The 12,396-nt window shown below is 39.5% G+C and carries 14 protein-coding genes and 1 pseudogene; all 15 read right to left on the bottom strand.

All coding sequences use genetic code 11. From position 1 onward, the window contains the following. Nucleotides 1-16: 16 nt before the first annotated feature. A pseudogene (locus B7E07_RS13835) lies at nt 17-181 on the bottom strand (phosphatidate cytidylyltransferase); the annotation flags it as partial. A gap of 83 nt (nt 182-264) precedes the next feature. Beyond that, complete coding sequence (rseP, locus tag B7E07_RS13840) at nt 265-1,527, bottom strand: RIP metalloprotease RseP (protein WP_080846416.1); 1,263 nt, start codon at nt 1,525-1,527, stop codon at nt 265-267. 52 nt (nt 1,528-1,579) lie between these two features. Then, entirely contained in the window at nt 1,580-2,722 is a 1,143-nt protein-coding gene (locus tag B7E07_RS13845) for a 1-deoxy-D-xylulose-5-phosphate reductoisomerase (RefSeq protein WP_080846417.1), read from the bottom strand. Nucleotides 2,723-2,754: 32 nt separating this feature from the next. Next, complete coding sequence (locus tag B7E07_RS13850; RefSeq protein ID WP_080846419.1) at nt 2,755-3,549, bottom strand: phosphatidate cytidylyltransferase; 795 nt, start codon at nt 3,547-3,549, stop codon at nt 2,755-2,757. Nucleotides 3,550-3,569: 20 nt separating this feature from the next. After that, entirely contained in the window at nt 3,570-4,346 is a 777-nt protein-coding gene (locus B7E07_RS13855; RefSeq protein WP_080846420.1) for an isoprenyl transferase, read from the bottom strand. A 678-nt stretch (nt 4,347-5,024) separates the two neighbouring features. After that, the gene (gene frr / locus B7E07_RS13860) at nt 5,025-5,582 is read right to left on the bottom strand and encodes a ribosome recycling factor (RefSeq protein WP_080846421.1); all 558 of its coding nucleotides are present in this window, start codon (nt 5,580-5,582) and stop codon (nt 5,025-5,027) included. A 2-nt stretch (nt 5,583-5,584) separates the two neighbouring features. Next, nucleotides 5,585-6,307, bottom strand: coding sequence for a UMP kinase (pyrH, locus tag B7E07_RS13865; protein ID WP_080846422.1), 723 nt, complete (start codon nt 6,305-6,307; stop codon nt 5,585-5,587). 114 nt (nt 6,308-6,421) lie between these two features. Further along, nucleotides 6,422-7,303, bottom strand: a complete 882-nt coding sequence (tsf, locus tag B7E07_RS13870; RefSeq protein WP_080846423.1) for a translation elongation factor Ts — start codon at nt 7,301-7,303, stop codon at nt 6,422-6,424. A 290-nt stretch (nt 7,304-7,593) separates the two neighbouring features. Beyond that, complete coding sequence (gene rpsB, locus B7E07_RS13875; protein WP_080846424.1) at nt 7,594-8,295, bottom strand: 30S ribosomal protein S2; 702 nt, start codon at nt 8,293-8,295, stop codon at nt 7,594-7,596. A 144-nt stretch (nt 8,296-8,439) separates the two neighbouring features. Further along, on the bottom strand, nt 8,440-9,231 hold the full coding sequence (locus tag B7E07_RS13880) for a hypothetical protein (protein ID WP_080846425.1): 792 nt from the start codon (nt 9,229-9,231) through the stop codon (nt 8,440-8,442). Nucleotides 9,232-9,243: 12 nt separating this feature from the next. Continuing rightward, nucleotides 9,244-9,585, bottom strand: coding sequence for a hypothetical protein (locus tag B7E07_RS13885; protein ID WP_257391455.1), 342 nt, complete (start codon nt 9,583-9,585; stop codon nt 9,244-9,246). 153 nt (nt 9,586-9,738) lie between these two features. Then, nucleotides 9,739-10,494 (bottom strand): FliA/WhiG family RNA polymerase sigma factor, encoded by a 756-nt coding sequence (locus B7E07_RS13890; protein WP_373886056.1) that lies wholly within the window; start codon nt 10,492-10,494, stop codon nt 9,739-9,741. A gap of 81 nt (nt 10,495-10,575) precedes the next feature. Further along, nucleotides 10,576-11,073, bottom strand: coding sequence for a chemotaxis protein CheD (locus tag B7E07_RS13895; protein ID WP_080846427.1), 498 nt, complete (start codon nt 11,071-11,073; stop codon nt 10,576-10,578). After that, a complete protein-coding gene (locus B7E07_RS13900) occupies nt 11,066-11,707 on the bottom strand; it encodes a chemotaxis protein CheC (RefSeq protein WP_080849197.1) in 642 nt (213 codons plus the stop codon). The genes B7E07_RS13895 and B7E07_RS13900 overlap by 8 nt, the downstream gene beginning before the upstream one ends. Further along, nucleotides 11,707-12,180, bottom strand: a complete 474-nt coding sequence (locus B7E07_RS13905) for a chemotaxis protein CheW (RefSeq protein ID WP_080846428.1) — start codon at nt 12,178-12,180, stop codon at nt 11,707-11,709. Before B7E07_RS13905 ends, B7E07_RS13900 begins: the two co-directional genes overlap by 1 nt. Nucleotides 12,181-12,396 lie beyond the last annotated feature (216 nt).

Below are 12,396 nucleotides of genomic sequence, written 5' to 3' on the forward strand. Positions count from 1 at the left end.
AATCCATGCTAGCACTTTAAATGAAATGCAGTAAATGTATTAATGGCCAAACAAACAGCAAGCTGTCGAAGCGGTCCAGTACACCGCCATGTCCAGGCATGATTTTGCCAGAGTCCTTCACTCTATAATGACGTTTAAATGCAGACTCTGCTAAATCGCCCACTTGTCCAAAAACAGACAATACANTCACCTTCTGCTCCAATCAACTAGTCTGTTATCAATAGAAACTTATTCAAAAACAACAAACTTTTAGAGAAAAGAGCTTTATAAAAAGAATCTTTGAATATCGTTCCATGTAACCACAATCATCAGCAGCATCAATAAGGCAAAGCCGACAAAATGGACCATTCCTTCTTTCGTGCGGTCCAAAGGTTTTCCTCTGACTGCTTCAATTGCGAAGAATAATAATCTTCCTCCGTCTAACGCAGGAATTGGCAGGAGATTCATAATACCTAAGTTGATACTTAGAATGCCGGCCCACTTCATTAGATTATAGATCCCTGTTTGAGCAACTGTATCAACTGATACATAGATGCCAACCGGACCCGATAAATCATCAATCGAGAATTGGCCTGTCAGGATTGTTCCAAGGATGACAAAAATTTGTTTTGTCCAATTATATGTTTCCTGTGCACCATAAACAATTGATTTTAACGGTGATTTTTCCATAGGCTGATAAACGCCTATGACACCGCGTGAACCTGTCTCATCCTCTTGAAGAGCTGGTGTAACTGGAACCGTTAGCTCCTCGCCATTCCGGTCGATATGAAAATCAATTTCTTCATTCGGACTTACACGAATAATTTCAACAATATCTTCCCATGTTGATACCTCCGCTCCATCCACACTATGAACAACGTCCCCTTGCATTAAGCCGGCCTGTTGCGCTGCACCATCAGCTGTTAACTTTCCTAAAACCGGGTCGCTTGTTGGCATGCCCTGCAATAAAGCAATAATGACAAACACGACAAAAGCTAGGACAAAGTTCATCATCGGCCCTGCAAAAATGGCCATTGTTCGCTGCGGAAGTGTCTTTGAGGCAAATTGACGATCGTATGGAGCGATGAGCGTTTCAACCGCATCTTCGACGATCATTGCTTTTCGGTTTATTTGGAAGGTTTGCAGTAATTCTTCGTCTTCACCTTCCACATAGCCTTTAATAAAAAGTTTATGCTCAAGATCAGCCTCTTCAACTTCAATAATGCGTGCATCCGGATATTTATCTTTTCTGTTGAGAATCAATTTTTCTACTTCATTTTTATCGTTAAATAAAAGTCCAACCCGATAGCCTGGTTTAATTTCCACCATTTCTGGATCTTCTCCAGCCATTCGGACGAAACCTCCGATTGGCAAAAGACGAATGGTATACACGGTATCATTTTTCTTATGCGTGAACACTTTAGGACCAAATCCAATTGCGAATTCACGGCACAGAATTCCTGCTCTCTTCGCAAAAATCAAATGACCTAATTCATGGAAAAAAACCAATGCTCCAAAAATAACGATAAAGGCAATAACTGTACTCAAGATTTAACCACCTTTTCTATAACGCCCTCAATTGAATCCAGGTGACGTATTTTTAAATGAGAGAAGCCACATATTTTCTTGCCTCAGCATCAGCTGACTTAATCTCAGCCAAATTTGGATTGGCAATATGCTGATGGGCTTGTAATGCCCGATCAATATACTCCTCAATTTGCAGAAATGATATTTTCCCTTCTAAAAAGGCGGCTACTGCTGCTTCATTTGCAGCATTTAAAACTGTTGGCATGCTTCCCCCAGCTTTGCCTGCATCATATGCCAGCTGCAAACAGCGGAACCGGCTGAAATCCATCGCTGTAAAGTGGAGCTGGCCAATTTCAGCTAAATTCAAGCGATTTGCTGAAGCTAGAGGCAGACGATCCGGATACGTCAGCGCATATTGGATGGGCACTCTCATGTCCGGTGTTCCAAGCTGTGCCATAACACTGCTGTCATGAAATTCAATCATAGAATGAATGATGCTCTCTTTATGTAGCAATACTTCAATTTTTTCATATGGCATTGAAAACAGCCAGTGGGCCTCAATGACTTCGAGTCCTTTGTTCATCATCGATGCAGAGTCAATCGTAATTTTTGCGCCCATCGACCAGTTGGGATGGTTTAAAGCTTGTTCGACTGTCACATGCTTAAGTTCTTCCCGGGATTTATCACGAAAGCTGCCGCCTGATGCTGTCAAAATCAGTTTTTCTATATTTTTCTCTTTTTCACCTTGTAATGCTTGGAAAATAGCAGAATGCTCACTATCCACTGGAAGTAAGGACACACCATGCTTCTTCGCAGCATCCATGACAAGATGTCCTGCCGTTACAAGTGTTTCCTTATTAGCAATTGCAATGGTTTTCTTTTCCTCGATCGCTTGCAATGTCGGCTCTAAGCCCACACTTCCCAGGACCGCATTTACTAACACATCCGCTTTATGATAAACGGCCACTTCTGTTAACCCTTGTTGTCCATATGTAAAAGATATGCCGGGAAATTCACTTTTCAGAACTTCTGCATCATTTTTTTCTGCTACTGATACAAGTTCCGGCTGAAAATCAACAATGATTTTTCTAGCCAGATCTATATTTTTGCCGACAGAAAATGCCGATAATCTAAATTCCTCAGGATGCTCTTTTAACACATCCAATGTTTGAGTACCGATTGAACCGGTAGCTCCCATTAAACTAATATGCTTCAACTCTACCTCTCCTATCAATCCATGCTAGCACTTTAAATGAAATGCAGTAAATGTATTAATGGCCAAACAAACAGCAAGCTGTCGAAGCGGTCCAGTACACCGCCATGTCCAGGCATGATTTTGCCAGAGTCCTTCACTCTATAATGACGTTTAAATGCAGACTCTGCTAAATCGCCCACTTGTCCAAAAACAGACAATACAACGGTCATAACAATCAGTTGGACTGCTGAAATATTTAAATCAGTAAAGACCATAAATAAAATGGCGACAATTAATGCACAAACCACCCCGCCGAGTGATCCTTCTATGGTTTTGTTTGGGCTAATTTCCGGCCACAGCTTTCTTTTCCCAATCGCTTTTCCAATCAGATAGGCTCCAGAGTCTGTTGCCCACATAAGAAACAAGGAATAAAAAATAAAAATAAGACCATTATCAGCAAATCTTGTTTCAATAAAGAAATGAAATCCTACCCCTATGTATAAAACGGACAAAATGACAAAACCCGCATCATCAAAATGAAACTTGTTCTTAGATACAACAGTATAGGTAAGAAATAAGAAAAGAAACAATATAATTATATCAAAGCGTGAGCTATTCCAATTGGTTAAAATATATTGATACTCAGCCGGCAATAAGATGGTCCATAATAATAACGTCGATAGGACTCCAGGTACAGACCAAATATGTAAATGGCGCATTTTTAAGAGTTCATAGAGGCCAACTGTTGCGATTATATACGTAAAAACGGTAAGAGGAAGTCCTCCAAAGATGACGATAGGCAATAAAATTGCGACAAAAACCACTGCTGAAATACTTCTTTGCTTCATTGTTTATTCAACATCCTTTATTATACTCCTCCAAAACGCCTTTGACGACTTTGGAATGCTTCAATTGCATCAGTCAGATGCTCTTCTGTAAAATCCGGCCATAAAACATCCGTAAACCAAAATTCAGAATAAGCAAGCTGCCATAGCATAAAATTGCTCAGACGAATTTCACCGCTAGTCCTAATTAACAAATCCGGATCCGATAATTCACTTGTCATTAAATATTTTGAGAACAGTTCATCATCAAGCTGAGTTTCATCTATTATACCACTTTTACAATCTTTTAAGACATTCTGAACTGCATTGATGATTTCAGCTCTGCTTCCATAATTCATAGCAAAATTTAAAATGAGGCCATCATTATCTTTTGTTTCATTCATAGCCTTTTCTATTGCGTTTAAAGTATGCTTGGGCAATAGATTTTTATCTCCAATCATACGAACCTGCACATTTTCTTCAATTAACTCCGGCAAGAAGGTACCTAGAAATTCTTCTGGGAGCTTCATTAAATATTCAACTTCCAATTTAGGACGCTTCCAATTTTCAGTTGAGAAAGCATAAAGGGTCAGTGTATTGATCCCTAGTAGATTCGCAAAACGAGTAATTTTCCGAACAACTTTCATTCCTTCATGATGCCCTGCTACTCTTGGCAGCGCTCTTTTTTTAGCCCATCTTCCATTTCCATCCATGATGATGGCAACATGTGAAGGAACTGCACCTTCCTGTATTTTATCTGCTCGTTCTCTCAAACTGGAAGAGCTGATGTTATTCTTCCAAAACTTCATCTTATCGAACATATATATACTCCTTTAAAATAGGGTACTTGCCTTCAGTAAACTTACGTCATATTCATGTTTCCTAAAAGGATTGATGATGATCAAAATGCTGAAAGGAATAATCCTATTTATTATAGGCTAAATTCAATCGCAAATAAAATAATATATAAAAATGCGGTATCACCATTATGTTTCAATTGTTCAGCTTTTAAAAGCTTTTTTTATCATACCAAATTTTTATGGTTTTATCTTTAAAAATTACGCGTAAAGGATGTTTTCTATTCATCTATGCTAAAAAAATTTCATGAATTGGATAAAAAACAGCTGTTTCTATTTGCGGTTTATATCACATCGTGTAAAAAAAAGGTGGGACAAGACTAAAATGTCCATCGCCTAATACAAATAACCATACTATCCGTTAAGTTGATAAAGGAGCCCGTTCCGCTGCTGAGACTGTTTTCTCACGGTATCACAGTGCTCTGGCCTTCTCGTCGCAGTTTCACTAGCGTGCCTCATCGCTTCCTCTATGAAGCGCAGAAGTTGAGAGGTATACTCCATCTTACTCAGGAATGGCAAATTTCATTTTAAAAGCAATAATAAAAAAACCGAATGATTAGAAAGTGTTGTTTTCTAATCATTCGGATGTATCACTAGACTGAATACTTTGACTCAGCCTCTTTAACACTATTTGCGAAGTGATTAAACTTCCATAATCTCTTTTTCTTTATCTTTTGTGATATTGTCAACTTTACTGATGTATTCATCTGTTAATTTTTGAATATCATCTGAGTAACCGCGAAGATCATCCTCAGTAATCTCACCGCTCTTTTCGTTCTTTTTCAGATCATCATTGCTGTCGCGGCGGATATTACGAATCGCGATCTTTGCTTCCTCAGCTTCTTTTTTAACAAGTTTCACTAGTTCTTTACGACGCTCTTCGGTTAGCTGTGGAATGGCTAATCGAATAATGCTGCCATCGTTTGAAGGTGTTAAGCCAAGGTCAGATTTTAGAATCGCCTTCTCAATCTCACCTAGAACAGATTTATCATATGGCTGAATAACAAGAAGACGAGCTTCAGGAACAGATACACCAGCCAGCTGATTGATTGGAGTTGGTGCTCCATAATAATCGACCGTTACTCGATCAAGCAAGGATGCATTGGCTTTTCCGGCACGAATGGACGCCAATTCACGTGTGTAAGCTCCAATTGCTTTTGTCATACGCTCTTTTGCATTATCAATGGTTTGCTTTGTCATTATCATTTCCCCCTTACAATTGTTCCAATTGGTTCACCCATCACAGCGCGGTTAATATTGCCCTCTTCCATGATTGAAAACACAATTAGTGGTATATTATTGTCCATGCATAAAGAAGATGCTGTAGAATCCATTACAGCCAGACCTTCTTTTAAGACATCCAGATATGAAAGCTCATCATATTTTTTTGCATTTTTATCAACGCGCGGATCTGCTGAGTATACACCATCCACATTGTTTTTAGCCATAAGGATAACCTCTGCTTCAATCTCAGCAGCACGCAAGGCAGCCGTTGTGTCAGTGGAGAAATAAGGATTGCCTGTACCAGCTGCAAAGATCACAACACGTTTCTTTTCCAGGTGACGAATCGCTCTTCTGCGTATGTATGGTTCTGCAACTTGTCTCATTTCAATGGATGTTTGTACACGCGTCTCAATTCCCAGCTGCTCAAGGCTATCTTGAAGTGCAAGTGAGTTCATGACCGTAGCCAGCATGCCCATATAGTCAGCATTGGCTCTGTCCATGCCCATCTCTTCACCGATCTTACCGCGCCAGATATTTCCGCCGCCCACAACTACAGCGACTTCAACACCAAGCTCAGCCAAATCCTTTACCTGAACTGCAACCGATTTAATAACGGATGGATTTATCCCGAAGCCTTGCTCACCTGCTAAAGCTTCACCACTTAATTTCAATACAACACGTTCATATTTAGGCGCGCTCATAAAAACCTCCACATTCTTTTTCCACTAAGAAATACATGCTATTTTAGAAAAAAGTCTTGAAAAACAGGGAACACAACGTGTTCCCTGAGTTTTCAAGATTTGCATCAATGCAAATTATTTTTTCACTTGGCTCATAACTTCTTCAGCGAAGTTATCTTCACGTTTTTCGATTCCTTCTCCAACTTCGAAACGAACGAATTCACGGATTTTACCGCCTTTAGATTCAACAAACTTGCCAACTTTTTGATCAGGGTTTTTAACAAACGCTTGATCGTTTACACAAACATCTTCGAAATACTTGCTTAAACGGCCTTCAACCATTTTAGCAACGATGTTTTCTGGCTTGCCTTCATTTAATGCTTGTTGAGTAAGAACTTGACGCTCACGCTCAACTTCTTCAGCAGATACTTCATCACGAGATACATATTTAGGGTTTAATGCAGCAATGTGCATAGAAACGTCTTTCGCAGCATCTTCATCAGTAGTTCCTTCAAGAACCGTTAACACACCAATGCGTCCGCCCATGTGAAGGTATGCACCGAATGCATCGTTATCTGTTTTTGTTAATACAGAGAAACGGCGAAGAGATAACTTCTCACCAATCTTAGCGATTGCAGAGTTGATGTGTGATTCAACAGTTGCACCGTTTGCCATTGTTTGAGTTACTGCCTCTTCAGCTGTAGCAGGTTTGCTTGAAAGAAGGTGATCAGCAAGCTCTTGAACTAATGTTTGGAAACCTTCGTTTTTTGCAACGAAATCAGTTTCAGAGTTTACTTCAAGAAGAACAGCTTCGTTGCCTTCAACTTTAATTGCTGTTAAACCTTCAGCAGCGATACGATCGCCTTTTTTAGCAGCTTTTGCAATCCCTTTTTCACGAAGGAAGTCAACCGCTTTTTCCATATCACCATCAGTTTCTTGTAGAGCCTTTTTACAATCCATCATACCTGCGCCTGTTTTTTCACGCAGTTCTTTTACCATTTGTGCAGTAATCGCCATTATGAAATCCTCCTTAAAAATTGAAGTATGTAATTTTATCATTTCCATTTATTCTTGCTGTGAAACGAATTTAGAATTTTTCGCAAGAAAAGATGGCTGAATCTCTTGAAAAAAAGGTGATAAAAGGGTGCTCCCTGTTATCACCTTTTTAAATGTAATCCAGTGGAGTGATCCACTTTTTCATCATGTTCACTTGATACGGCTTAACCTGCGGGAAAAGGAGGCAGGACAAATCTTTGTCCTGCTGACCTTCTCCGCATCAAGCCGAACAAGCCGTTTAGAGTGTTTAATTAAGCAGTTGTTACTTCTTCGCCTTGTTTAGCTTCAAGAATAGCATCTGCCATTTTGCCTGTTAATAGTTTAACAGCACGGATTGCGTCATCGTTTGCAGGAATAACTACATCGATTTCATCCGGATCACAGTTTGTATCAACGATCCCAACGATAGGGATGTTTAATTTGTGTGCTTCAGCAACTGCGATGCGCTCTTTACGAGGGTCAATGATGAACAATGCATCAGGAAGACCTTTCATATCTTTGATTCCGCCTAAGAATTTTTCTAAGCGCTCATGCTCTTTGTTAAGCTGAACAACTTCTTTCTTAGGAAGCACTTCGAAAGTTCCATCTTCAGACATTCTCTCGATATCTTTTAAACGTGCAATACGTTTTTGGATTGTTTCAAAGTTTGTTAAAGTACCACCAAGCCAGCGCTGGTTTACATAGTACATACCAGAACGGATTGCTTCTTCTTTAACAGAATCTTGAGCTTGTTTCTTTGTACCTACGAAAAGGATTGTTCCGCCGTTTCCAGCAAGCTCCTTAACGAAGTTGTACGCTTCTTCAACCTTCTTAACAGTCTTTTGAAGGTCGATGATGTAGATGCCGTTACGCTCAGTGAAAATATATCTTTTCATCTTAGGGTTCCAGCGGCGAGTTTGGTGACCGAAATGTACACCAGCCTCAAGTAATTGCTTCATTGAAATTACTGACATGTGTGTTTCCTCCTAATGGTTTTGATTTCCTCCGCTTATATCATCTTTAGCCGCCAACTGTTATACAGCACCATTCGACTAAATCAATAAGCGTGTGTAATAACACCATTTGTTAATATAGCATAATCATCCTGCATATTCAAGTTATTCTTGTTGTTTTTCGTGAAATTTCAACAATAGCTGTATTTCTGTTTTTCCTTTGCTGAGCTTTTTGGCGATCTCTTCATTCGAAAGTCCAAGATTCTTTAAGACCAGCACCTGGCTTAGTAGGGTTGGCTGCTGGGATTTAGGCATTTCTTGCTGACCTTTGGCAATTGGCAGGTCAGCCTTATCAGATTCCGCTTGGATGAATGGTTCTTTTTGTTCGTGATTTACTGTCTTCTTAGTGTCTATGGCTTCTTTCGATTGCTGATAAACTTTCGCCGCTTGATATGCAGCGACCTTGCCGATTCTTGTTTGAAAAGCAGCCGGGTCCTCGAGCTCTGTTTTGGATTCTGATTTCGGATCAGGTTTTGGTTCTGTTGCTGGTTTAATTTCAGATTTGGCACCCTGTGCTGTCTTCTGAACTTTTTCAGCTTTCGTTCCCGCTTCTGTCTTCTGATCTGTTTTAGGTTTGGTGCTTGATTTGGCTTTTGGCTCTGTCTTCCGTTCATTTTTCGATGTTCTAGTGTCGGGTTTCACTGCTGTATTTTTTTCTAGAGAGGTTGTGCGGACGTGATTAGAATTGCTCAGATCAGAAAGCTTTTGTAAAAACTCATCGTTTTCTTCCTTCATTTGCGTTAAATAGGTGGAAATAATGTCTTCCATTTCCTCTGTAGCTTTTGCCTGTTTTTTTTCACTTTCAATCAGACGCGACTGTCTCAAATACAAAGTTATAATCGCCACAAAGGCCAATATGTTTAAGAAAAGGCTTAAAACTAATAGCATTACTGTCATTTTTAATACCCTCTATCCGCTATAATCAATTAGCTGTCCTTTATAAGGATGAGATTCTTTTTCTAATTTATGCTTCTTCTTGTGATTAGATTGCGGCTGCTGCTGTTCATTTTGCTCCTTGTCAGATAATGATACGAAGGTTGTCTCTCCATTTTCAATCACTGATCTTCTTTTCCGCTCTTCTTCCTTCAAGGAGGCTTGAGAGGCGATATCATTCATCACCTGACCTCTTTGCTGCAGCTGTTCCTGCAGCTTGCCCGCATCCTGTGTTCTAGGAAGAGCTACCTGCATTTCAATTGCCTTAAGACTCAACACTCTCACTTCCTCTAGTGAAATGATAAAGTTATTCCACAAATTCAGTATACACTTTGCATATGAAGGTTTTTCTTATGTAAAATAAAAAAGTGGATTTCAAGCAAATGATGCTTTTAAAAGCGCATTTGTCTCAATCCACTTTTAATGGGGATATTATACCATTTTCTGCTGAATATACAGGCTATAAATCAGTTATATTACTTTATCGAGGCTTTTTCTTAACTTGAAAATGGCTTTAGAATGGATTTGAGAGATTCTGGAGGTTGATAAGTTCATCACTTCACCAATTTCTGTTAAGGTCAATTCCTCTTTATAAAAGAGACTCAGAACAAGCTGTTCTTTGTCATTCAGATTTGTAATTAATTGAGTCATTTCATTTAATGCTTCATCTTTTAAAACCTTTTGCTCAGGTATTAATGCCTTTTCATCTTTAATCATATGTGAAAAGCCTTCATGATCATCATCACTTGGCTGTTCATCAATAGATAATAGATTGGAAAAGAATTGTTCATTGACAGATGAATACACATCTTCAACGGGCATATCCAATTCTCTTGCGACTTCCTCAATGCTTGCATTGCGCATGAGCTGCTGTTCAAGCTTTTCAGAGGCTGCTTCTATTTTCTTCGCTTTTTCTCTTGTACTTCGAGGAAGCCAGTCTTCTTTCCTTAATCCATCTATAATGGCTCCTCTAATTCGAAAAGAAGCATACGTATCAAATTTCAAGTCCCGTGCAGGATCAAATTTCTGCAGGGCATCATAAAGACCCATTAATCCAAGGCTTTTAATATCATCTCTTGAGACATTTTTAGGCAGTGTGGCAGATATGCGCTGTACATGATAACTGACTAGCGGCATATATTTCTTTACAAGATAGTCGCCAGCTTCTGGATCCCGTACATTTACCCAATTTTGCCAAGACATTTGCTCCTCAGTCGTTTGATGCAAAACAAAACCCTCCTCGGGACGCTTCTGTTCTATTTCCATGGACATGATTACAAAGTGACCGGCACCGTAATTGCTCAGCCATTAAATTTCTGCTGTTCCTTTATGAACAGTTCGTATGTTTAGAAGTGCAGTTTCAGGATTAAATTCTATTGTCCTGCCGCTGCTCCCTCCAGTATCTTCAGAGATAATTCTAATATTGAATCTTGCTAATTCTTTTTTTACTGCCTCTACATTACGCGGTCCAATCCTCATTAAGTCGCTGCTTCCGGAAAAGGTAAACATTTGGGCACCGCCTGCTAATTTTGCTCGGAAGTGCGATTTATTTGCTCCCATTTTCAATAACATATCAATGAGTTCTGTAATAGCCGTATCTGCATATTTCGCTTTATTCAACTTCTGTTCTCTTGCTAATGAAGATTCGGGGAGCATGACATGTGCCAAACCCGCGATTTTTTTTAGATCATCATAAATAACTACACCTACACAAGAGCCAAGCCCTGAAGTTCGTATCAGTTGGGGAGCTTTAACCGTGTTCATGTCAGCTATTCCTACTTTAATCACTTCCATAGTACTAGTCATGTGCCGATACTCCTAATGCTTGAAAAATAATGGAAAAGGAATCGGGGTCTGGCAGGAGAAAGAAATGCCCTCTTACCTCCTGGTTCACCACATTTTGCTCTTCATTTAAAGCAGTATCAATGACAATCGCATAATCACTCACATGAGATAGCTCTACAAGCCCAAAGCTTACAATGGCCCCCACCATGTCAATGGTTAGTGCAGGCACTGATGGATAGAGGGAAAGTTTTGTAAAATCAGATAAACTGGAAAGATAGGAGCCGGAAAGAATATTCCCTAGCTCCTGCAAGGCTGATAATGCTAGTTCGCTTGATTGCCATGTTTGCTGATCGAAGTCCTCATCGTCCAGCATTGCCTGAATAAAAGCAGATGCCTGTTCGATCGGAAGTAAGAAAAACATGCTTCCAGGTGCCTCTCCCTCTATTCTTAGAAAAACACCAGCAACAATATTCTCAGGGCCGCCAGCCATGTCCATCATCTCATCAAACGTTACAATCCTGACATCAGGTACAGTCATATCAATTTTTTTATTTAATAGGGTGGAAAGAGCTGTCGCTGCATTCCCTGCACCGATATTGCCAATTTCTTTTAAGATGTCAAGATGAACAGACGAAATGTTATTCATGTAATTCATCATTCTTCCATGCTTCCGCTTAATCCAGAGACCTCATCTACATGTAAGACCTTTTCTAGATCGATAAGAATCAGCAATCTTTTTTCGATCTTTGTCACCCCTAAAACATAATCGGCTTCCACGTTTCCAACGATTTCTGGTGATGGCTCAATCGAATCCTCAGATATATCAATGACATCATTTGCAGAATCAACAATAAGTCCTACTTCCATGTCGTGTAATGCCACTATAATGACACGTGTATGATCATTGTACGTTTCTTCCTCTAAATCAAACCGGCTTCGAAGATTGATAATTGGTGTTACAATGCCTCGCAGATTAATAACACCTTTTACATAGTTAGCTGTACCTGGAACTCTTGTAATATGTTCTACTTTTTCAATCGAAAGCACTTGACTTACTGGAATCGCATATTCCTTCTCTTTTAGCTGAAAAACGATCAATTTTAAATCAGCTGTCATCTCTTCAACCATGCATGTCCACTCCTCTTATTAACCCCTTATCATCAGCTTATATTCATAATAGGAAAGCAACTTTAATGAAAAAGAAAGCGCCTTGCTCAGCTCTGACATGCTTAAAGCAAGATGGCCAGATGCTGTTCTTTAACCTTCTGGACAGATTACCTTAAGTACTCAATGAGCTTGCGTGCCGGGGCTAGATACTTTCCAAGTGTAAAACAATTTATATTT

The organism is Cytobacillus gottheilii (assembly GCF_900166665.1).
Lineage (GTDB): Bacteria > Bacillota > Bacilli > Bacillales > Cytobacillaceae > Cytobacillus > Cytobacillus gottheilii_A.

What these genes read in the sequence shown, in the direction of transcription:
- B7E07_RS13850 (WP_080846419.1), bottom strand. Translation starts at nt 3,549, where the DNA reads ATGAAGCAAAGAAGTATTTCAGCAGTGGTTTTTGTCGCAATTTTATTG.
- B7E07_RS13855 (WP_080846420.1), bottom strand. Translation starts at nt 4,346, where the DNA reads ATGTTCGATAAGATGAAGTTTTGGAAGAATAACATCAGCTCTTCCAGT.
- frr (WP_080846421.1), bottom strand. Translation starts at nt 5,582, where the DNA reads ATGACAAAGCAAACCATTGATAATGCAAAAGAGCGTATGACAAAAGCA.
- pyrH (WP_080846422.1), bottom strand. Translation starts at nt 6,307, where the DNA reads ATGAGCGCGCCTAAATATGAACGTGTTGTATTGAAATTAAGTGGTGAA.
- tsf (WP_080846423.1), bottom strand. Translation starts at nt 7,303, where the DNA reads ATGGCGATTACTGCACAAATGGTAAAAGAACTGCGTGAAAAAACAGGC.
- rpsB (WP_080846424.1), bottom strand. Translation starts at nt 8,295, where the DNA reads ATGTCAGTAATTTCAATGAAGCAATTACTTGAGGCTGGTGTACATTTC.
- B7E07_RS13880 (WP_080846425.1), bottom strand. Translation starts at nt 9,231, where the DNA reads ATGACAGTAATGCTATTAGTTTTAAGCCTTTTCTTAAACATATTGGCC.
- B7E07_RS13895 (WP_080846427.1), bottom strand. Translation starts at nt 11,073, where the DNA reads ATGACTAGTACTATGGAAGTGATTAAAGTAGGAATAGCTGACATGAAC.
- B7E07_RS13900 (WP_080849197.1), bottom strand. Translation starts at nt 11,707, where the DNA reads ATGAATTACATGAATAACATTTCGTCTGTTCATCTTGACATCTTAAAA.
- B7E07_RS13905 (WP_080846428.1), bottom strand. Translation starts at nt 12,180, where the DNA reads ATGGTTGAAGAGATGACAGCTGATTTAAAATTGATCGTTTTTCAGCTA.